The organism is Jiangella muralis (genome assembly GCF_001270745.1).
Lineage (GTDB): Bacteria > Actinomycetota > Actinomycetes > Jiangellales > Jiangellaceae > Jiangella > Jiangella muralis.
On record NZ_LFXL01000026.1, the window covers coordinates 91,237 to 109,996 of the forward strand.

Consider the following 18,760-nt stretch of genomic DNA (forward strand, 5'->3'; position numbering starts at 1 on the left):
TGGCGTCACCTCGTCCAGCAGACAGTCGGGGGGCGCGCATCGAAGCGGGCGTGGCCGGCCGCTAGCGGGAGTCGTCCTCGTCGTCGGTGTGCTGGCGGTCGTCCTCGCGCTTGCGGGCCTCGGCCTGACGGAGGCGCTCGGCCTCTTCGGCGGCGCGCTCCTCGGCCTCCTTCTCCCGCTGGGCCTCGGCCTCGCGGCGGCGGAGGTCGGCCTCCCACTGGTTCAGCATCTGCTCGTGCTTGGTGTCGATGTCGCGCAGGTGCCGCAGGAACTCGGGGTCGTCGTCGGGGGCGAGGGGACGCGGGGGCGGTCCCGAGGGCCGCTGCGGGCGGGCCCGCTCCTTACCGATGACCAGCCAGAGGATCGGGCCGATCAGCGGGATGAGCACGACGATGGCCACCCACGCGACCCGGTTCAGGGACCGGAACCGGGTGGAGTCGGTCTGCAGGCAGTCGATCAGCGCGTACACGAGTAGCGCTATGGCGACCACGATTGGTAGTACCCGACCCACCGTGCGACCTCCCCGGTCGAGCTGTGTTCCTTCCCACCAGCCTAGGTGGTGTGCCGGGCGCGACGCACCTCGGACCGGATTCCGCTTGTCGGAGCAAGCGTCAGCCGGTCCGGGCGCGGGTCAGGAGAAGAGACGACGGCGCGTGCGGTGGCCGGCGCGAAGGACGGCTGCCTGGCGCGCCTTCTCCGCCTCCCGACGCAGGTCGTCGATGCGGGTCTGGGCGTACTCCAAGCCGTACAACGTCACTCCCTGTGATGAAATTCAATCAGATCGAAGGCATTATCCCGCATTCTGCCTATGATTCTAAGTCACGGGGAGGTCACGGGGCCATCTCGAACCGGGTGATCCCCACCACGTTGGCGGCGCGCTTCGGTGCGCTGCGAGGATGGAGCGCCATGGACACCGTCGATGCGAGTCTTGTCGCGGCGTTACGGGCCAATGGCCGTGCGTCGTACGCGGAACTGGGGCGGCTGGTGGGGCTGTCCGGGCCGAGCATCCAGGAGCGGGTGCGCCGGCTCGAGGACCGCGGCGTCATCACCGGCTACCGCGCCACCGTCGAGCCGTCGGCGCTGGGCCTCGGGCTGACGGCGCTGATCGGGCTGGTGCTGTCCGACTCCGCCGGCCACGAGGAGGTCGGCGCCCGGCTGGAGGACGTCGCGGAGGTCGAGGACTGCTGGTTCATCGCCGGCGACGAGGCGTACATGCTCAAGGTCCGCGTCGCCGACGTCGAAGGGCTGGAGCGGCTGCTGGGCCGCCTGGTCCGCATCGAGGGGGTCGCGCGCACCCGCACCACGCTGGTCATCTCGACGCGGTTCGAGGACCGCCAGGTCGAGCCGGCCACCTCGGAACTGGTCGGCAGCTGATGGCCGCCCTGGTCGGTCTCGACGACGTCCGCGCGGCGGCCCGGCGGCTCGACGGTGTCGCCGTCCGCACGCCGCTGGTCCCGGCCGCGTGGGCCGGCGGTGACCTGTGGCTCAAGCCGGAGGGCCTGCAGGCCACCGGCGCGTTCAAGCTGCGCGGCGCGTTCAACGCCGTCGCCCTGCTCGACGACGACGCCCGCGGGCGCGGTGTCGTCACGCACTCCAGCGGCAACCACGCGCAGGCGCTGGCCTGGGCCGCCCGCGAGCAGGGCATCGCCGCCACCGTCGTCATGCCCGACGCGGCCGCGCCGGTGAAGGTCGCCGCGACGCGGGCGCTCGGCGCCGAGGTCATCATGGTGCCGCCGCCGGAACGCGACAGCCGGGTCCGCGAGCTGATCGCCGAGCGCGGCCTGACCTTCGTCTCGCCGTTCGACGACGCCCGGGTCATCGCCGGGGGCGGCACGGTCGGCCTGGAGATCGCCACCGACCGCCCCGACGCCGGCACCGTCCTCGTCCCGGTGGGCGGCGGCGGGCTGATCTCGGGCATCGGCGTCGCGGTGAAGGCGCTGGCGCCCGGGACCCGCGTCGTCGGCGTCGAGCCGGAGCTGGCCGCCGACGCCCGCGACAGCCTGGCCCGCGGCGAACGCGTCGCCTGGGACCCGGCCGACACCTACCGGACCATCGCCGACGGCGTCCGGCTCCCCGTCATCGGCGAGCTGACCTGGGAGCACATCCGCCGCTACGTCGACGAGATCGTGACCGTCCCGGAGGACGCGATCCTGGCGGCGATGCGGCTGCTGGCGGTGCGCGGGCGGGTCGTGGCGGAGCCGACGGGCGCGCTGACGACCGCGGCCTTCCTGGCCGAGCCGGACCGGTTCGGCCGGACGGTGGCGGTGGTGTCCGGCGGCAACGCCGATCCCGCGCTGCTGGCCCGGGTGCTCAGCTGAGCGCCGGGATGACCTCGCGCTCGAACAGCTCGACGCCGCTGAGGTCGTAGGCGGCCTCCGGGAAGTAGCCGATGGCGTAGCGCATGCCCTTGTCCTGGTACTGCCTGATCGCGTCGGCGACCTGCTCAGGCGTGCCGGCGGTCGGGTTCTCGCGGTAGGGCCGCATTTTCTCGGCGACGACGTCGGGCGTCATGAACCGGCCGTAGATCTCCTCGACGCGGGCCAGCTTGGCGTCGACCTCGGCCTGGTCGGCGCCGATGACGACGTTGAAGTTCATCGAGCGGGTGATGGAGTCGTAGTCGGTGCCGAGGTCGCGGCAGTGCTGCGCCAGCATCTCGGACTTGTGCTGGAACACCTCGGGCGTGCCGCTGAAGTTCGTGTACGCCGTGTAGCTGCGCGAGCCGGTGTACTCCGGGCCGCGGGCGTGCTTGGCCGCGATGCGCAGCGTCACCTTCTCACCGCCGCCGGCAATCCACAGCGGGATGCCGTCCTCCTGCAGCGGCAGCGGCCGGCAGATCGCGCCGTCGACCTGGTAGTGCTCGCCGGCCAGCGTCGCGACGCCGTTCGTCCACGCCTGCCGCATGATGTCGACGCCCTCGTCGAGCATGGCCAGCCGGATGCCGGCGCGCGGGAAGCCGAACCCGTAGGCGCGCCACTCGTGCTCGTACCAGCCCGCGCCGATGCCCATCTCGACCCGTCCACCCGACACGACGTCGGCCGTCGCGGCGACCTTCGCCAGGTAGGCCGGGTTGCGGTAGGCCATGCAGGTGCACATCTGGCCCAGCCGCACCCGCTGCGTCGCCGCGCCGAACGCCGCCATCAGCGTCCACGCCTCGTGGGTGGCCTCCTCGGTCGGCACCGGGGTGGTGTGGAAGTGATCGTAGACCCAGATCGACTCCCACGGTCCCGCGTCGGCGTGCTGAGCGACGCGCAGCATCGTCTCCCACTGGCTCTTGGGATCGATGTCGACGAGGTCCAGCCGCCAGCCCTGGGGGACGAAGAGTCCGAACTTCATGGGGGAAGAAGTCATGGGGGTCACCGTAGGACAAGACGGTGAACGTTCGGAGACGTGCCTCCGCTTTTCGCCGTCGGCCCGGCTGACTAGGCTGCCACGATGGCGGAGATCACCGACCTGAACGACGCGGAGCGGGCGTGGGTGTCCGAGATCCTGGCCGCGCTCGGCCGGGCCGACGGCGACATCGTCGCGCTGGGTGCGGCCTACGACGCCGCGTTGCGCGGCTGGACGTCGGTGTCCCCGGAGGAACGGCCCGACCCGAACGAGCTGATCAATCGGCTGGGCATCGGCTTCGGCGAGCACCTGCGGAAGCGGATCGGGCTGGCCTGGGTCATCGCGGCCGACGAGCACGGCACCGAGCTGGCGCTGCACGGGCAGCCCGGCGACGTCCTGCTGTATCCGGCGAACCTCGTGGCCAAGCGCTGGGTCGCCGGCCAGACCGGGGTCCTGCCCGAGCTGGCGGCCGCCCTCATTGAGCAGGTCGCGCGGCTCCGGGAGCAGACGTGAACGACGACGAGTTGATCGCCTCGGCCGCCGGGTACCTCAACCCCCGCCAGGTCGCCGACCGGCTGATCGGCGACGTCGCGTCGACGCTGGTGACCGACCGGGGCAACGCGTACCACGGCGTCTGCATCGACACCCCGTGCGGCACCGGGTTCTGTGCCGAGCACAGCGCGATCGCCGCGATGGTGACCGGCGGCGAGGAGCGCATCGCCGCCATCGTCGCGGTCTGGCGCGACGACGACGGCGCCCTGTACGTGCTGCCGCCGTGCGGGCGGTGCCGCGAGTTCGTCCGTCAGCTGCACCCCGGCAACCTCGACACCCGGGTCGTGCTGGGCCGGGACCGCGCGGCGCCGCTGCGGGAGCTGCTGCCGGCGCACGAGTGGCCCGCGCCGCTGGGCTGAGGCCGGAAAACCGGGTGCGGCCGCGGGGGCGCACCCGTACATTTGCGCCGCATGGCGTCCCTGTACCCGCCGCTCGACGTCGAGGTCCGCACGCCCCGCCTGACGCTGGCCGGCGCGACGGACGAACGGCTGGAGCAGCTGCTCCCCGTGGTGCGCGCCGGCGTCGTCGGGCCCGAGGAGGCGCCGTTCGACGACCCGATGTCGCTCTACGACGAGGGCCCCAGCCGCGAATGGCGCTGGATCCGCGGCATCTGGGCCGGTCGCGCCCGGGTGAGCCCGGAGTCCTGGCGGCTGCACTTCGTGGTGCTGGCCGACGGCGAGCCGGTCGGCATGCAGGACCTCATCGGCACCGGCTTCGACCGGCTCGGCACGGTCACGACGTTCTCCTGGCTCGGCCCGGAGCGCCGGGGGCGGGGTCTGGGCGCGGAGATGCGCGCCGCCGTCCTGCAGCTGGCGGCTCACCCGTGAGCGCTGGACCCGCCGCGACGACATCGAGCTGAACGGCGTGGCGGAGTGCCGGCCGGTGCTGGGCCTCTGACGAGGGCCGATGAGTTTCCCGGCGCGTTCAGGTCACAGTCCAGCAGGCAGGAAACCACTGGAGGGGATCTGACATGTCCGACCATGAACCGCATGCTGTGCTGGGGCCGTTCTCGTCTCCGGGCGCGCAGGCGACCCCGTGGGCGACGGCGTTGGCAGTGCTCGGTGAGGCGGAGGTGTTCTGGCTCTCCACGGTCCGCCCCGACGGGCGACCGCACGTGACGCCGTTGCTGGCGGCGTGGAGCCTGGGTGGCCTGTGCTTCACCACGGGCAGTCAGGAACGCAAGGCACTCAACCTCGAGCACAACCCCCGCTGTGTGCTGACGACCGGCACGAACGCCTTGACCGGCGTGGACGTCGTCATCGAGGGTGTCGCATCGGTGGTGGAGGAGCTCTCGGAGCGCGAGCGGGCCGTCGCTGATTTCGAGCGGAAGTACGGCGCGCATCTGACCAGCCCCGAAGGTACCTGGTATGGATTGGGCGAGGCCGTCGTCGCCGGCGACGTCAGGCTGTATCGAGTCGCGCCGACGGCCGGATTCGCCTTCGGCAAGCTGCCGACGTCGAGCCAGACCCGCTACTCGTGGCCGAGCCGGTGATGATCTGATCAGGTCCGTGCTGCAGGACAAGGCGCAGAGCGTCCTCGACGAACTCGTCGACGCTGGAGCCGAAACCGGCTTGCAGCTCGCCGTGTACCACCACGGCGCCCTCGTCGCCGACGCCGTCGCCGGGATCGCCGACAGCCGGACCGGGCGCGGGGTGACGCCGGACACGCCGTTCTTCAGCTTCTCCGCCGGCAAGGTCATGACGTCGCTCATCGCGCACCTGCTCGTCGGGACCGGCGCCGTCGACTACGACACACCCGTTGTCGACCTGTGGCCGGAGTTCGGTGCCCATGGCAAGGCGACGACGACGCTTCGGCACGTGCTCACCCACTCGACCGGGCTGCCGGCGATGCCTCGTGACATCGGTCCCGCCGACCTGACCGACTGGTCGCGGGTCTGCGCGGCGATCGCCGACGCCGAACCCCGGTGGCGTCCTGGGGCCCGGACCGGGTATCACTCGTTCACCTTCGGCTTCCTCGTCGGCGAGGTCGCGCGCCGGGCCACCGGCACACCGATGCGGCGACTCCTCCACGAATGGGTCGCCGCGCCCCTGGGCATCGACGGCGACCTGTACTTCGGTGTGCCGCGAACCGAACTGACCCGGCTGGCGCGACTCGAAGACGCCGCGCCCGTCGTGCCACCCGGCGGCGATACCGTGCTCGCGCCCTGGGAGATGCAACCGGCCGCAGCGATGGGCAACAGCCACGAGATCCTGCAAGCGGACATCCCCTCGGTCGGCACCTTCACCGCGCGGGGAATCGCCGCGATGCAAGCCGCGCTCCTCGACGGCCGGCTCATCGACTCACGCCAGCTCGAGGAGGTGACGGCGGTGGCCTTCGAGGGCATCGACCAGGTCTTCGGCAACCCCGTGCGGCTGGCTCTGGGCTATCCGCTCGGCCGCCTCGGCGCGCGGCCGGACGAGTCGCGCACCACGTTCGGCTGGATCGGTGGCGGCGGCAGCTACGTCTATGCCGACACCGCCACCGGCACCTCGTTCGCCATGACCAAGACCCGTCTCACCCCGCATTTCGCTACCGCACAGCGGCTCGCGGAGCTGACCACAGCCGAACTCGACTCACCTGCTTGACGCTCGAACACCTGTTCGATAGTGTCTTCCCATGGTCCTTCCGAACACCACACCGGCGGCCGGCCACGGGCAGCGGCCGAGCCGCCCCTCCAGGCCACCACCCGCCCCGGGGTGATCGGCAGGGGCCGTCGCCCGGGCTTCCCCGACCCGCGGGCGGCGGCCCTGCCGATCGCCGGGCAGCGTAGAATCCGTCACGTCATGGCCGTTCTCCGATACACGCTGTTGCGCGCGCTGGTGTTCGTCATCATCGCGGCGCTGCTCTGGCTCGTCGGCCTGCGCGGGCTGGTGCTCGTGGCGCTCGGGCTGGTCCTCTCCGGGCTGGTCAGTTTCTTCGTGCTGCGCAGCAGCCGCGACCAGGTGTCCGTCGCCTGGGACCGGCGCCTGCGCACCATCCGCGAGCGCACCGCCGCCGAAGACGCATGGGACGACGAGCAGCGCGCTCGCTCCGACGCCGACGCCGACGGCCGCCCGCCGCGCGACGCCTAGCCCCTCTTCGCCGGGGCAGTCCGGGCGCGTTTGAACGTGTCCGGGTGGGTACGGGTGCGCCATGACCGACGATCGGCGCACGAAACCCGGGGCCACCCCCGGTGAGGACCCGCGCGACATCGACAGCGAACGCCTCGGCGACGCCGCGCTCGACGAGATGGACGCCTATGAGGGCGTCGTGCACCAGCAGGCCGCCACCGGCAAGCAGGGTCTCACAGCCGACGCAAAGGGCCGTGACCTGCATGAACTCGACGACGCCGTCGACGTTCCCGAGCTTCGGAACGAGAGCTGACCGAATATCGAGAAGAAATCTTGACAGGGCGCGTCATGATCCGGTCGTCCCCCTGTCTTGTGGGTCAGACGGCACCGCGAGGAGCCGTCCTCACACAGGAGGTTCTCATGATGACCGACGAATACGAGCGCGCTGCCGAAGACGCCAAGCAGGCCAAGCGGGGCCGGCACCGCGGCGAGAGCCAGTCGCTGCTGCAGGACCTGCGTCAGGCCATCCTGGCGCGCGTCCCCACTGAGGACCGCGGCTACGCCGGTCCGCGCCGCGCCCGCCGGCACGCCTGAAGGTGCGCGCGGGAGCACCCACACCGTCATCCGACCCGCGGACGGCCGCAGCCAGCGGTCCCGCCCGACGCCGACCCGGCCTGGCGCGTAGGCGAACCCCTCAGCCCACCGCCAGGCCGACGGTCAGCAGGACCGCGAAGGCCAGCTCCGTCATGCCGGTCCGCTTGAGTACCGGGATGAGGTCCCGGCCCATCGCCCGCCGAACCACCGGCAGGGTGGTCACCACGGCCAGTGGGGCGCACAGCAGCGTGAGGGCGCCCCACGGCTGGCCGGTGACGGCCAGCGCCGCCACGATGAGGAACGGCGCCGTCATCAGCAGCACGTAGAGCATGCGGCTGCGCTGCTCGCCGAGCGTCACCGCCAGCGTCCGCTTGCCGCTCACCGTGTCGGTGCCGATGTCGCGGATGTTGTTGACCAGCAGGAGCGCGCACGCCAGGCAGCCGATCGCCACCGCCGACACCAGCGACGTCCACGTCAGCCGGTCGGCCTGCACGTACGTGGTGCCGGCGACGGCCACCAGCCCGAAGAACACGAACACCGAGATCTCGCCGAGCCCGCGGTAGCCGTACGGGTTGCGGCCGCCGGTGTAGTACCAGGCCGCCGCGATGGCGAGCGCGCCGACGGCGAACAGCCACCAGTGCCCCGACCACGCCACCAGCGCCGCACCGGTGACCCCGGCCGCCACGAAGCTCCACAGCGCCGCCGCCTTCACCGCCGCCGGCCGCGCCGCACCGGACCCGACCAGCCGGAACGGCCCGACCCGGTGCTCGTCGGTGCCGCGGATGCCGTCGGAGTAATCGTTCGCGTAGTTGACGCCGATCTGCAGCGCCAGCGCGACCACCAGGGCCAGCGCCGCCTTGCCCAGGTGCGCGGCGTCGGCGGCCGCCGCTGCCCCCGTCCCCACCAGCACCGGAGCGATGGCGGCCGGCAGGGTCCGCGGCCGGGCGCCCTCGACCCACTGCCCGAGCGTCGCCATCAGGCGTCCGCCAGTCCCAGCCGGGCCGCGAGCGCGCGGCGGTCGGTCTTCCCGCCCGGCAGGGTGGGCAGCGCTTCGAGCACGTGCAGCTCCTTGGGTGCGTAGGCGACGGGGTGTCGCTCGCGGACATGGGCGCGGACGGAGTCCAGCGACGGCGGGCGGGCGGCGTCGGCCGGCACGACGGCGACGACGACCCGCTCGCCCCACTCGGCGTCGGGGACGGCGACGCTGAGCGCCTCGGCGACGTCCGGATGCGACGCGACGGCGAGGTCGACGGCGCCCAGCGGGACGTTCTCGCCGCCGGACACCGCGACGTCGTCGGCCCTTCCTCGCACGGTGAGTCGTCCGTCGTCGTCGATTTCGCCCAGGTCGGACGTGGTGAAGGCGCCGCCGGTGAACGCGTCGGCGAGGTCCGGCCGCAGGCGGTAGCCGTGCGCCAGCATCGGGCCGGCCAGCCGGATCCGTCCATCGGCGGCCAGCTCGACCCGCACGCCGTCCAGCGCGACGCCGTCGTAGACGCAGCCGCCGCAGGTCTCCGTCATGCCGTACGTGGTGACGACCTCGACGCCGGCCTTGCGGGCGCGATCGAGCAGCGCACCGTCGGCGGCGGCGCCGCCGACCAGCACACCGTGGTAGCCCGTCAGCGCGGCCAGCGGCGCCCCGCCGGCGTCGAGCAGCTGGCTGAGCTGCCGCGGCACCAGCGCGGTGTACCGGCGTCCGCCGCCGGCGAAGATCTGGACGCTCGCGGCGGCGAACAGTTCGGGGTCGAAGCCGCCGCTGAGGTCGGTCGCGACCGGCTCCGTCCCCGCGACGACCGACCGGGCCAGGACCATCAGCCCGGCGATGTGGGTGGCGGGCAGCGCGAGCAGCCAGCGGCCGGGCCCGCCGAGCCGCTCCAGCGTCGCCTCGGCGGACGCCCGGACGGCGGCGGCGCTCAGCAGCGCCCCCTTCGGCCGCCCCGTCGACCCCGACGTCGGCACGATGAACGCGACATCCGGCTCCAGCGCGCGGTGCGGCGCGAACTCCGCGATCAGCTCGTTGCGCACCGCCGCAGGCGCCGACGGCAGCGGCAGCAGTGCGTCGCCCCCGGCCAGCGCCCCCGCGACGGCGGGCAGCAGCCGCGGCACCACGGCGGGCCGTAGCGGCACCTCGACGGTGATGAGGGAACGGTTGGGCGTCTGCATCGCCCCACCACCCTAGATCCCCGACGCCGTCGACCGGTGACGGCCTGAGGACTGGCGGACCGGACCGCGTGGAACACTCGGCGGATGGCGAGAGTCCTCCTCGATACGACTATCCGTACCGACTACGGGCAGTTCGATCTCCTCTGGTCCGACGACGTCGGGTTCGACGGAGACTTCGACCGGGTGTTCGCTCAGGCGAACGGACTCGCGGGCGCCGCTTCGCCCGGCGGTCTGTACCTGCACCTCGCCCGCCGGTCGGGTGGCTCGCCTGTGCGCATCGTGGCGCACGAGAGCGCCCCGCCGGTCGCCACCGACGAGTGGGAGGACGTCGTCGAGGTGTCCGTCGCCGTGCCGTCGGGTTCGCCGCCCTGCTCCGCGCTGAGACGGTTCCAGTCCCAGTCGGCCGGGAGCAGATGGTCCGTGGACACTGTCTTGCCGGTCATGCATTCGCGCTGCAGCACTGCGTAGAAGTCGCGCTGAGGGCTGTCGTTCTGCCGACGGCCTGCTGTGCCGATCCACCATGCGCCCCTGCTGCGTGGAATCCACTCGGGGAGTTCATCGCCGCGGAGTTCGGTGACGACCGCACGGCGGTCTGCCGTCTTCACCTTGAACCACACGCGATCCGTCAGCGAGACAACCCGCTCGACGCCGCCGGCCTCGCGTTGCTCAGGTACCGCCTGGGCGCTCACGATGACCGGTTCGTCGACCTCACTCAGCGACGCGCCAAGATCCGGCAGGTCGACGTCGAGGTCGCCGAGACAGCGCTTGGTGGGGCGCACAGCGATGGGGTCCGGGGCCATGCGCCGAATCTAGCGGCCGGATCCGACAGAACGGTTCAGACTGACAGTAGCTACGTCGGCAGGCCACCGAGGTCGTCGAGCTCCTCGGCACTCAAGCCGGTCATCATCGAAACGGCGGCAGCGTCGGTGCCGTTGAGCTGACCGAGCGCAGCCTTGATGCCCGCATTGATCTCATCGCGGTGGGCGTCGATGTACTCGCGTACGGCAGCATCGACGATGTCCTTCTTCGAGCGCGACATGAAGTGAGCTGCGTGGGACACGAGCTCATCGGTCGCGGCGTCGACCTTGATCGGTGCAGTTGCGGTAGCCATGACGGGTTGCTCCTTCAGGTCAGTGTTGACTCGACCTCGGGTACCAAAGTACCACCCACCACCGAAGCTGCTCAATGCACTGACAGCCGAGCCGCTGAACTGCGATACGTCGACAACTCAGAAGTACCAGGGGAACCGGGACCAGTCCGGCGGCCGCTTCTCCAGGAACGCGTCGCGCCCCTCGACGGCCTCGTCGGTCATGTAGGCGAGGCGCGTCGCCTCGCCGGCGAAGACCTGCTGGCCGACCATGCCGTCGTCGATGGCGTTGAAGGCGAACTTGAGCATGCGCTGCGCCGTCGGGCTCTTGGCGTTGATCTTCGCCGCCCACTCCAGCGCCACGTCCTCCAGCGAGGCGTGCGGCACGACCGCGTTGACCATGCCCATGCGATGGGCGTCCTCCGCCGAGTACTCGGAACCGAGGAAGAAGATCTCGCGGGCGAACTTCTGCCCGACCTGCCGGGCGAGGTACGCCGACCCGTAGCCGCCGTCGAAGGAGCCGACGTCGGCGTCGGTCTGCTTGAACCGGGCGTGCTCGGCGCTGGCCAGCGTGAGGTCGCTGACGACGTGCAGGCTGTGGCCGCCGCCGGCCGCCCAGCCGGGCACGACCGCGATGACGACCTTCGGCATGAACCGGATCAGCCGCTGCACCTCGAGGATGTGCAGCCGCCCCGCCCGGGCGGCGTCGACGGTCTCGGCGGTCTCGCCGCTGGCGTACTGATAGCCGGAGCGGCCGCGGATGCGCTGGTCGCCGCCGGAGCAGAAGGCCCAGCCGCCGTCCTTCGGCGAGGGCCCGTTGCCGGTCAGCAGCACGCACCCGACGTCGGGGGTCATGCGGGCGTGGTCGAGCGCGCGGTACAGCTCGTCGACGGTGTGCGGGCGGAAGGCGTTGCGCACCTCGGGCCGGTCGAACGCGATCCGGACGGTGCCGTGGTCGCGCCCGTCCTCGACCTGGCGGTGGTAGGTGATGTCGGTGAACTCGAAGCCCTCGACAGAGCGCCAGCGGGACGGGTCGAACGGTGCGGTCGTCACCGTGATCACGCTAGCCGGTGCTTGTGTCCGGGCGCTGCGGGCCGTCGTGATCCCCTCAGGATGAGGGAACGAACGGGCCGATTCGGTCGTCTCACGGGTGTGGGAGGACCGGGTCGGGGCCGACATGCGTCGGTGATCATGGAAAATAGAGGCATGAAGTACCGCGTGCTCGCCGTCACCGGCGTCCTGGCCCTCGTCGTTGCGGCGGTGTTCGCCATCCTCGGAGCCACGAATGACGACGACACGGTGGCTGGTGGTGGCTCCGAGGCGACCATCGTCCAGGCGGCCGCGTCGCCGGCGCCCGAGCAGGTGGCGGGCGCCATCGCCGCCGAGCCGCCGGCCGTGGCCGACGATCTCCCACTGGTCCTGACCGCCCCCGCCGAGGCACGGCCCGGCGCGTCGGTGACGTTCGGCGCCAGCTGGATCACGCCATCCGGCGAGGCCGTCAGCGGCGAGGTCGACCTCCAGCGCATCGAGGGCAACTCCTGGGTCACCGTCACCACCGTCCCGGTCGAGAACGGTGTCGGCGAGGTCGAGGTGCAGGTGCAGGCGTCGGGCATCTACCGGCTCGCGTACGGCGGCGGCCCCGAGGTCGAGGAGGTCGCGTCGCACGAGGTCGTCATCATGGCCGGCTCGCCGCTGGTGTCGCGCATCACCGCCACCGCCGAGAAGTCCGAGGACGGCGTGGGCGTCACCGCCGCGTGGACCACCGACGGCGGCGTCCCCATCCTCGGCGAGATCGGGCTCGAGCAGCAGGCCGACGGTGCCGAGTGGGCGCCGGTGTCCGCCGTCACCACGACGGCCGAGGGCACCGCCGTCGCCGAGGCCACCGCCGAGCACACCACCCGGTTCCGGTTCAGCTACGCCGGCGGCAGCCGGTTCGGCGCCGTCGTCAGCGAAGAGGCGCTCGCGCTCGGCGACGACGTCCGCACCATCCCGGTCGAGACCTGCGACGACGACGTCGACATCGACAACCTCGGCAACGGCGTGGGCTGCCACTACACGCCGGTCGAGTCGGGCACGTTCGTCGTCGCCCACGACTACCTCGGCAACTCGTGGTGGAACTCCATCCCCGAGGGCACGGTCGTCCAGCTCGAGGGCGAGTTCACCGGGCTGTACGAGGTGGTCGACCGGGTCATCGCCCAGGGCCGCGGCTCGGCGCTCGGTTCGGCGTCGAACTGGACCTGCGGCGACGACTGCGACATCGTCCTGCAGACCTGCCAGGGCAGCAACACCGGCTTCACCTGGCTGCGCAAGCTGCCCGAGGGCGAGACGCCACCGGCCGGCCAGCCGCAGACCTGACGGCCCTAGCTCGCGCGCGAGAGCCGGGCCGCCTCGTCGATCGAGGCCAGCCGGCGCACCGGCGAGAACGCCACCCACAGCGTCGCCAGCACCATGCCGCAGGCGCCGGCCACCATCGCCGTCCGCCCGTCGGTGAGCCCGGCCAGCAGCCCGCCGAGCGACGCGCCGACCGGGATCGCGCCCCACGAGATCAGCCGGTACGCCGCATTGACCCGGCCGCGCAGCTCGTCGGGCAGCGCCGCCTGGCGCAGCGTCACCGCGTGCACGTTGGCGATCCCGATGCCGACGCCCATCACCACGAACACCGAGCAGAACAGGGTCATCGTCCCGGCGGCGTCCGTGCCGGCGAGAGCGACCAGCACCGGTGCGGTGTTGCCGAGGGCCAGCGTGATCAGCAGCACCCGGCCGTAGCCGAACCGTCCGGTCACCCGCGAGCCGAACCAGGCGCCGAGGAACGAGCCGACGCCGCCGGCGGTGAACACGATGCCGAGTTGCACCGGGCTGAGCCCGACCTCGCGCACCGTGAACAGCATCAGCCCGAGGAGGAACACCTCGTTGAACAGGTTGAACGTGGTCGCCTCGCCGAGCAGCGCCCGGACGAACCGGTTGCGCAGCGCCTCGCGCAGCCCGGCGGTCACCTCCGCCCACGACGGCCGGGTGGACGCCGCCGGGCGGGCCGTCTCGACGACGGCGATGCCGCGCAGGCTGAGCGCCGACGCCAGATACGCGACGGCGTTGACCAGCATCGCCACCGGGGCGGAGGCCGCCTGGACGAGCAGGCCGCCGAAGCCGCGGGCGCCGATCTCGTTCGCCGAGTGCGCCGCCGCCAGCTTCCCGTTCGCGTCGACCAGCTGGTGCGCCGTCACGACCTCGGGCACGAACGCGAAGTCCGCGACCTGGTACAGCACCGTCAGGACGCCGGCCAGGAACATCACGACGTATAGCAGCTCGATCTCCGCCAGCCCGGCCCACACCGCGATCGGGATGACCAGGATCAGCGCGAACCGTCCGACGTCGGCGCCGATCATCAGCGGCAGCCGTCGCCGCCGGTCGACCAGCATCCCGAGCGGCAGCGTGGCCAGCAGGAACGGCAGGAACTGGGCGGTCCGCAGGGCACCCAGCTCGCCCGGCGTGGCGGCCAGCACAGCGATCGCCAGCAGCGGCACGGCCAGCTCGGCGACCTCGGACCCGAACGTCGACACCGCCGAGCCGGTCCAGAGCCGGCGAAAGTCGCGGTTGTCCCAGGCTCGCGTGCTGGCTGGAGCCGATTCGTGTCGAGGAGGCGCCTTCGCGTCGGTCATGGCGTCACTGTCTCGGGGTCCGGCACCGGTCCCAACCGATTCAGATCATTCTGAATCATCGACTGCTTCCCGTAACCTTTGTCATGAGTTCACAGGTTATGGAGTAACCAATGAATCTCGCAAGAGGGTTATGCTCGGAGGCATGTCCGGAGCCAGCACGCCGGCGCCCGGCCGGCTCGAGACCGTCCGGCGCTTCGTCAACACGCTCGACATCGACGCGGGGACGGACGCGCTGACGTCGCCGGGCGCGCTCGTCGCCTGGCTGGGCGCCACGGATCTGCTGTCCGGCGACAACCACGGAGCCGGGCGCGACGACCTCGCCCGCGCGGTCGCCGTCCGCGAGGCGCTGCGGCAGACGCTGGCCGCCAACCACGGCGGTGACCCCATCCCGGCCGCCGCGCTCGCCGTCCTCAACGATGCCGCCGGACGCGCCCGGCTGACGGCGACCCTCACCGCCCGCGACGGCTGGCGCCCCCGCCCGGCCGCTGACGGCGTCGACGGCGCGCTCGGCGGGCTGCTCGCGCTGGTCGGCGACGCGATGGCGGACGGGACGTGGCCGCGGCTCAAGGTGTGCGTCAACGACACCTGCCAGTGGGCGTTCTACGACGAGTCGCGGGCGCGGTCGGGCAAGTGGTGCTCCATGCAGGTCTGCGGCAACCGGGCCAAGCAGCGGGCGTGGCGCGGCCGCAGGGCAGAATCGACACCGTGAACCCCTCGACGTGGGCGGCCCGCACGCTGGTCACCGAGCTGGTCCGGGCCGGCGTCCGGCAGGTCGTGCTGGCGCCCGGCTCGCGGTCGGCGCCGCTGGCGCACGCGCTGGCGACGGCATCCGCGCGCGGCGACCTGCGGCTGCACGTCCGCATCGACGAGCGGGTCGCGGCGTTCACGGCGCTCGGGCTGGCCCGCGTGGCCGGGCCCGTGGCCGTCGTGACGACGTCGGGGACGGCGGCGGCGAACCTGCACCCGGCCGTCCTGGAGGCGTCGCACGCCGGGGTGCCGCTGCTGGCTCTGACGGCGGACCGGCCGCACGAGCTGCGGGGGACCGGCGCGAACCAGACCACCGACCAGGTGCGGTTGTTCGGGTCCGCCGTCCGGTTCTTCGCCGACGTGCCCGCGCCGTACGGACGGCCGGGTGAGGACGGCGACCTGCGCGCGCTGCTGGCCCGCGCGGTGGCGGCGGCCGTGGGGACCCGCTCGGGCGACCCCGGCCCCGTCCACCTCGACCTCGCCTACCGCGAGCCGCTCGTCCCGGACGGCGACGATGCGTGGCCGGTCCCTGGTGCGCTCGAGGTGACCGAGCCCGTGCGCCCGCCGGAGCCGGTGCTGCTGGCCGACGGCCCGCGGACCGTTGTCGTGGCGGGCGACGGGGCGGGGCCGGCCGCACGGACGTTCGCCGAGGCCGCCGGCGTCCCCCTGCTCGCCGAGCCGTCGTCGGGCGCGCGGTCCGGGCCCAACGCCGTCGGGCCCTACCGCCTGCTGCTCGGCCGCCCCGAGCTCGGCGGCCGGGTCGAGCGGGTGGTGGTGTTCGGGCACGCGACGCTGTCGCGGCCGGTCAGTGCGCTGCTGGGGGGCGACGGCGTCGAGGTGATGGTCGTCGCCGGCCGCGACCCCGACTGGATCGACGCCGGCAACCGCGCCGCCCGCGTCGTGTCGGCCGTGACCGCTCCTCCCAGCGGTGACGGCGAGTGGCTGGCGTCGTGGCAGCGGGCCGCGAAGGCCGCCCAGGACGCCGTCGACGCCGTGCTCGCGGCCGGGCCGCTCACCGGGCCGGCGGTGGCCGCGCTGGTGTGGGCGGCGCGCCGTCCGGGCGAGGCGCTGGTGGCCGGTTCGTCCAACCCGATCCGCGACCTCGACCTGGCCGCGGCGCCCGTGCTCGACGACGGCGCCGGTCCGGTGCTGGCCAACCGCGGCCTGGCCGGCATCGACGGCACCCTCTCGACCGCGACCGGCGTCGCGCTGGGGTCGGACGCCCCCGTCCGCGCGCTCGTCGGCGACCTCACCTTCCTGCACGACGCCGGGGGCCTGCTGGTCGGCCCGCTGGAGGACCGCCCCGACCTGCAGATCGTGGTCGTCAACGACGACGGCGGCGGCATCTTCGCGCTGCTCGAACACGGCGACCCGGCGCATGCCGACCGCTTCGAGCGGGTCTTCGGCACCCCGCACGGCGCGGACCTCGCGGCGTTGTGCGCGGGCTATGGGGTGGCGCACCGCCTGGTGACGGACGCGGCGGCGCTGCGGTCGGCGCTGGCCGAGCCGGTGACTGGGCGCAGCCTGCTGGAGGTCCCGGTCGCCCGCGCCGCCCTGCGCGACCTGCATGCTCGCCTCCGTGCCGCAGTCGACGCGGCGCTGGGCTAGGACGTGAGCGCGTCGCGCATCGGGACCAGCTTGGCGACGCTCTCGGCCAGTTCCGCGGCGGGATCGGAGCCGGCGACGATGCCGCAGCCGGCGAAGAGGCGCAGCCGGCTGCCGGAGACCTCGGCGGAGCGCAGTGCGATGCCCCACTCGCCGTCGCCGCGGGCGTCCATCCAGCCGACCGGGCCGGCGTAGCGGGCGCGGTCGAGGCCCTCGATCTCGCGGATGACGTCCAGCGCGACCGCCGTAGGAGTGCCGCCGACGGCCGCCGACGGGTGCAGGGCGGCGGCCAGGGCGAGGGAGGAGGCGTCGGAGTCGGAGACGCCGGCGAGATCCGTCGCCAGGTGCATGACGTTGGGCAGGTGCAGCACGAACGGCGACTCCGGCACGTTCATGCTGGAGCAGAACGGCGCCAGCGCGTCGGCGACGGAGCGGACGGCGTATTCGTGCTCCTCGAGGTCCTTGCTGGACCGCGCCAGCGACGCCGCCAGCGCGAGGTCGTGCGCGTCGTCGCCGGTGCGCTGGATGGTGCCGGCGAGGACGCGGGACGTGACGAGGCCGCGCTCGCGCCGCACCAGCAGTTCGGGGGTGGCGCCGATCATGCCGTCGACGCTGAAGGTCCAGCAGTGCGGGTAGCCGGCCGACAGCCGCTGCAGCGGCCACCGGATGTCGACGGGCACCGGGCTCTCGGCGACGAGGTCGCGCGCGAGCACCACCTTCTCCAGCGCGCCCGCCACGATGCGGCGGACGGCCTCGGCGACGATGCCCTGCCACTCGGTGCCCGAGCGCGAACCGTCGGCGTACGTGACGTCCACCGGCCGCCGCGCGGGCGACACCGGCGGCAACGCGGCGCCGCCGGGCAGGTTGCCCGTGACGTCGATGGTCGTGACCCACCAGCGCCCGGACCGGTGCCCGACGACGGTGTCGGGGAGGACCAGCGAGGACGAGCCGGGGACGTCGTCGAAGGCGAACGAGCCGAACGCGATCGGGCCGGTGCCGGGCAGCCGCACCTCGTCACGGACGACGGCGGTGCCGACCATGCGCCGCCACCAGCGGTCGGCCGCGACGAACCGGTTGGCGCCGATGGTGTCGAACCGGGCGGCCTGCCCCCAGCCGACGACGCCCTCGCCCTGCCGGACCCAGGCCATCGGCGAGTCCTCGGGCAGCAACTCCAGCAGTGGGCCCGGGTCCGGGACCTCGGTGGTGCGCACGACCATCGGCGCGGAGGCGGGCAGCGTCGTCACGACCATCAAGAGTACGGCCGAGCGGCCCCGGATACAGTGACGGACGTGACCCGCGCCTCCCTGGACAAGCAGCCGCACGAGGTGGCGGCGATGTTCGACGACGTCGCCGAGAAGTACGACCGCACCAACGACGTGCTCTCGCTCGGCCAGGACCGCGCCTGGCGGCGGGCCGTCGTCGCGGCGCTCGGCATCGGGCCGGGGGAGCGGGTGCTCGACCTCGCCGCCGGCACCGGCACCTCCAGCGAGCCGTTCCGGGCCCGCGGCGCGTTCGTCGTCCCCTGCGACTTCTCCCTCGGCATGCTCCGGACCGGCCGGCAGAACCACGCCGACCTGCCGTTCGTCGCCGGCGACGCCACCCGGCTGCCGTTCGCCGACGCCGTCTTCGACGCGGTCACCATCTCCTTCGGCCTGCGCAACGTGCACGACCCCAGGGCCGGGCTGCGCGAGCTGCTGCGCGTCACCCGGCCGGGCGGCCGGGTCGTGGTGTGCGAGTTCAGCCACCCGACGTTCACGCCGTTCCGCAAGGTCTACGTCGAGTACCTGATGCGCGCGCTGCCGCCGGTCGCCCGCCGGGTGTCCAGCAGCCCCGACGCGTACGTGTACCTGGCCGAGTCCATCCGCGCCTGGCCCGACCAGCCCGGGCTGGCCGCATGGCTGCGCGAGGCGGGCTGGGCCGACGTCCGCTGGCGCAACCTCAGCGGTGGCATCGTCGCGCTGCACCACGCCGTGAAGCCCTGA

At 72.9% G+C, this 18,760-nt stretch carries 23 protein-coding genes; 14 read left to right on the forward strand and 9 right to left on the reverse strand.

Going from position 1 to position 18,760, the window contains the following annotated elements:
• Window positions 1-61: 61 nt before the first annotated feature.
• The gene (locus ACW62_RS21785) at window positions 62-490 is read right to left on the reverse strand and encodes a PLD nuclease N-terminal domain-containing protein (protein WP_205629517.1); all 429 of its coding nucleotides are present in this window, start codon (window positions 488-490) and stop codon (window positions 62-64) included.
• Window positions 491-906: 416 nt separating this feature from the next.
• Here ACW62_RS21785 and ACW62_RS21790 point away from each other — a divergent pair, with 416 nt between their 5' ends.
• Both ACW62_RS21790 and ACW62_RS21795 read left to right on the forward strand, forming a co-directional pair.
• Window positions 907-1,374, forward strand: a complete 468-nt coding sequence (locus ACW62_RS21790; protein WP_053206227.1) for an Lrp/AsnC family transcriptional regulator — start codon at window positions 907-909, stop codon at window positions 1,372-1,374.
• A complete protein-coding gene (locus ACW62_RS21795; RefSeq protein WP_053206228.1) occupies window positions 1,374-2,318 on the forward strand; it encodes a threonine ammonia-lyase in 945 nt (314 codons plus the stop codon). The genes ACW62_RS21790 and ACW62_RS21795 overlap by 1 nt, the downstream gene beginning before the upstream one ends.
• On the opposite strand, the gene ACW62_RS21800 is transcribed toward ACW62_RS21795, so the two are convergent.
• Window positions 2,311-3,333 (reverse strand): LLM class F420-dependent oxidoreductase, encoded by a 1,023-nt coding sequence (locus tag ACW62_RS21800; protein ID WP_053206229.1) that lies wholly within the window; start codon window positions 3,331-3,333, stop codon window positions 2,311-2,313. The genes ACW62_RS21795 and ACW62_RS21800 overlap by 8 nt on opposite strands.
• Before the next feature lie 99 nt (window positions 3,334-3,432).
• Between ACW62_RS21800 and ACW62_RS21805 the strand changes: the two genes are divergently transcribed.
• From ACW62_RS21805 to ACW62_RS34265, 8 genes are all read left to right on the forward strand, one after another.
• The gene (locus tag ACW62_RS21805) at window positions 3,433-3,840 is read left to right on the forward strand and encodes a DUF3806 domain-containing protein (protein WP_053206230.1); all 408 of its coding nucleotides are present in this window, start codon (window positions 3,433-3,435) and stop codon (window positions 3,838-3,840) included.
• The gene (locus tag ACW62_RS21810) at window positions 3,837-4,238 is read left to right on the forward strand and encodes a cytidine deaminase family protein (RefSeq protein ID WP_053206231.1); all 402 of its coding nucleotides are present in this window, start codon (window positions 3,837-3,839) and stop codon (window positions 4,236-4,238) included. Before ACW62_RS21805 ends, ACW62_RS21810 begins: the two co-directional genes overlap by 4 nt.
• A 51-nt stretch (window positions 4,239-4,289) precedes the next feature.
• Window positions 4,290-4,706 (forward strand): GNAT family N-acetyltransferase, encoded by a 417-nt coding sequence (locus ACW62_RS21815; RefSeq protein ID WP_205629518.1) that lies wholly within the window; start codon window positions 4,290-4,292, stop codon window positions 4,704-4,706.
• A 143-nt stretch (window positions 4,707-4,849) separates the two neighbouring features.
• Window positions 4,850-5,371, forward strand: coding sequence for a pyridoxamine 5'-phosphate oxidase family protein (locus ACW62_RS36595; protein ID WP_053206232.1), 522 nt, complete (start codon window positions 4,850-4,852; stop codon window positions 5,369-5,371).
• A gap of 16 nt (window positions 5,372-5,387) precedes the next feature.
• A complete protein-coding gene (locus tag ACW62_RS21825; protein ID WP_420843610.1) occupies window positions 5,388-6,464 on the forward strand; it encodes a serine hydrolase domain-containing protein in 1,077 nt (358 codons plus the stop codon).
• Between the two features lie 198 nt (window positions 6,465-6,662).
• Window positions 6,663-6,950, forward strand: a complete 288-nt coding sequence (locus ACW62_RS21830) for a DUF4229 domain-containing protein (RefSeq protein ID WP_053206233.1) — start codon at window positions 6,663-6,665, stop codon at window positions 6,948-6,950.
• Between the two features lie 61 nt (window positions 6,951-7,011).
• Complete coding sequence (locus ACW62_RS21835) at window positions 7,012-7,242, forward strand: hypothetical protein (RefSeq protein ID WP_053206234.1); 231 nt, start codon at window positions 7,012-7,014, stop codon at window positions 7,240-7,242.
• Between the two features lie 107 nt (window positions 7,243-7,349).
• Window positions 7,350-7,523, forward strand: a complete 174-nt coding sequence (locus tag ACW62_RS34265) for a hypothetical protein (RefSeq protein ID WP_157574905.1) — start codon at window positions 7,350-7,352, stop codon at window positions 7,521-7,523.
• A gap of 100 nt (window positions 7,524-7,623) precedes the next feature.
• On the opposite strand, the gene ACW62_RS21840 is transcribed toward ACW62_RS34265, so the two are convergent.
• The 5 genes from ACW62_RS21840 to ACW62_RS21860 all read right to left on the reverse strand — a co-directional run bounded on the left by ACW62_RS21840 (window position 7,624) and on the right by ACW62_RS21860 (window position 11,823).
• Window positions 7,624-8,499 (reverse strand): 1,4-dihydroxy-2-naphthoate polyprenyltransferase, encoded by an 876-nt coding sequence (locus ACW62_RS21840; RefSeq protein ID WP_053206235.1) that lies wholly within the window; start codon window positions 8,497-8,499, stop codon window positions 7,624-7,626.
• A complete protein-coding gene (menE, locus tag ACW62_RS21845) occupies window positions 8,499-9,683 on the reverse strand; it encodes an o-succinylbenzoate--CoA ligase (protein WP_053206236.1) in 1,185 nt (394 codons plus the stop codon). The genes ACW62_RS21840 and menE overlap by 1 nt, the downstream gene beginning before the upstream one ends.
• Before the next feature lie 191 nt (window positions 9,684-9,874).
• Window positions 9,875-10,483 (reverse strand): hypothetical protein, encoded by a 609-nt coding sequence (locus ACW62_RS33345; RefSeq protein ID WP_205629520.1) that lies wholly within the window; start codon window positions 10,481-10,483, stop codon window positions 9,875-9,877.
• Between the two features lie 50 nt (window positions 10,484-10,533).
• Complete coding sequence (locus ACW62_RS21855) at window positions 10,534-10,794, reverse strand: hypothetical protein (RefSeq protein ID WP_053206238.1); 261 nt, start codon at window positions 10,792-10,794, stop codon at window positions 10,534-10,536.
• A 117-nt stretch (window positions 10,795-10,911) separates the two neighbouring features.
• Window positions 10,912-11,823, reverse strand: a complete 912-nt coding sequence (locus ACW62_RS21860) for a 1,4-dihydroxy-2-naphthoyl-CoA synthase (RefSeq protein ID WP_053206354.1) — start codon at window positions 11,821-11,823, stop codon at window positions 10,912-10,914.
• A 153-nt stretch (window positions 11,824-11,976) separates the two neighbouring features.
• Here ACW62_RS21860 and ACW62_RS21865 point away from each other — a divergent pair, with 153 nt between their 5' ends.
• Window positions 11,977-13,125 (forward strand): hypothetical protein, encoded by a 1,149-nt coding sequence (locus ACW62_RS21865; RefSeq protein ID WP_053206239.1) that lies wholly within the window; start codon window positions 11,977-11,979, stop codon window positions 13,123-13,125.
• A 5-nt stretch (window positions 13,126-13,130) separates the two neighbouring features.
• Here ACW62_RS21865 and ACW62_RS21870 read toward each other — a convergent pair whose 3' ends face one another.
• Window positions 13,131-14,426 carry an MFS transporter gene (locus ACW62_RS21870; RefSeq protein ID WP_083460032.1) on the reverse strand — a complete coding sequence of 432 codons (1,296 nt, stop codon included), beginning with the start codon at window positions 14,424-14,426 and terminating at the stop codon, window positions 13,131-13,133.
• A 142-nt stretch (window positions 14,427-14,568) separates the two neighbouring features.
• Here ACW62_RS21870 and ACW62_RS21875 point away from each other — a divergent pair, with 142 nt between their 5' ends.
• Together ACW62_RS21875 and menD are read left to right on the forward strand one after the other, a co-directional pair.
• Entirely contained in the window at window positions 14,569-15,135 is a 567-nt protein-coding gene (locus tag ACW62_RS21875) for a CGNR zinc finger domain-containing protein (RefSeq protein WP_083460047.1), read from the forward strand.
• Window positions 15,132-16,781, forward strand: coding sequence for a 2-succinyl-5-enolpyruvyl-6-hydroxy-3-cyclohexene-1-carboxylic-acid synthase (gene menD / locus ACW62_RS21880; RefSeq protein ID WP_053206355.1), 1,650 nt, complete (start codon window positions 15,132-15,134; stop codon window positions 16,779-16,781). The genes ACW62_RS21875 and menD overlap by 4 nt, the downstream gene beginning before the upstream one ends.
• Here the strand turns inward: menD and ACW62_RS21885 are convergent.
• Entirely contained in the window at window positions 16,778-18,028 is a 1,251-nt protein-coding gene (locus ACW62_RS21885) for an isochorismate synthase (RefSeq protein ID WP_053206242.1), read from the reverse strand. The genes menD and ACW62_RS21885 overlap by 4 nt on opposite strands.
• A 39-nt stretch (window positions 18,029-18,067) precedes the next feature.
• Between ACW62_RS21885 and ACW62_RS21890 the strand changes: the two genes are divergently transcribed.
• Entirely contained in the window at window positions 18,068-18,760 is a 693-nt protein-coding gene (locus tag ACW62_RS21890; RefSeq protein ID WP_053206356.1) for a demethylmenaquinone methyltransferase, read from the forward strand.

Bases quoted from the DNA above. Each gene is read 5' to 3' on its own strand.
- ACW62_RS21875 (WP_083460047.1), top strand. From the start codon at position 14,569: ATGTCCGGAGCCAGCACGCCGGCGCCCGGCCGGCTCGAGACCGTCCGG.
- ACW62_RS21790 (WP_053206227.1), top strand. From the start codon at position 907: ATGGACACCGTCGATGCGAGTCTTGTCGCGGCGTTACGGGCCAATGGC.
- ACW62_RS36595 (WP_053206232.1), top strand. From the start codon at position 4,850: ATGTCCGACCATGAACCGCATGCTGTGCTGGGGCCGTTCTCGTCTCCG.
- ACW62_RS21840 (WP_053206235.1), bottom strand. From the start codon at position 8,499: ATGGCGACGCTCGGGCAGTGGGTCGAGGGCGCCCGGCCGCGGACCCTG.
- ACW62_RS21815 (WP_205629518.1), top strand. From the start codon at position 4,290: ATGGCGTCCCTGTACCCGCCGCTCGACGTCGAGGTCCGCACGCCCCGC.
- ACW62_RS21835 (WP_053206234.1), top strand. From the start codon at position 7,012: ATGACCGACGATCGGCGCACGAAACCCGGGGCCACCCCCGGTGAGGAC.
- menE (WP_053206236.1), bottom strand. From the start codon at position 9,683: ATGCAGACGCCCAACCGTTCCCTCATCACCGTCGAGGTGCCGCTACGG.
- ACW62_RS21870 (WP_083460032.1), bottom strand. From the start codon at position 14,426: ATGACCGACGCGAAGGCGCCTCCTCGACACGAATCGGCTCCAGCCAGC.
- ACW62_RS21805 (WP_053206230.1), top strand. From the start codon at position 3,433: ATGGCGGAGATCACCGACCTGAACGACGCGGAGCGGGCGTGGGTGTCC.
- ACW62_RS21855 (WP_053206238.1), bottom strand. From the start codon at position 10,794: ATGGCTACCGCAACTGCACCGATCAAGGTCGACGCCGCGACCGATGAG.
- ACW62_RS21830 (WP_053206233.1), top strand. From the start codon at position 6,663: ATGGCCGTTCTCCGATACACGCTGTTGCGCGCGCTGGTGTTCGTCATC.
- ACW62_RS21800 (WP_053206229.1), bottom strand. From the start codon at position 3,333: ATGAAGTTCGGACTCTTCGTCCCCCAGGGCTGGCGGCTGGACCTCGTC.
- ACW62_RS34265 (WP_157574905.1), top strand. From the start codon at position 7,350: ATGATGACCGACGAATACGAGCGCGCTGCCGAAGACGCCAAGCAGGCC.
- ACW62_RS21885 (WP_053206242.1), bottom strand. From the start codon at position 18,028: ATGGTCGTGACGACGCTGCCCGCCTCCGCGCCGATGGTCGTGCGCACC.
- ACW62_RS21795 (WP_053206228.1), top strand. From the start codon at position 1,374: ATGGCCGCCCTGGTCGGTCTCGACGACGTCCGCGCGGCGGCCCGGCGG.
- ACW62_RS21865 (WP_053206239.1), top strand. From the start codon at position 11,977: ATGAAGTACCGCGTGCTCGCCGTCACCGGCGTCCTGGCCCTCGTCGTT.
- ACW62_RS33345 (WP_205629520.1), bottom strand. From the start codon at position 10,483: ATGGCCCCGGACCCCATCGCTGTGCGCCCCACCAAGCGCTGTCTCGGC.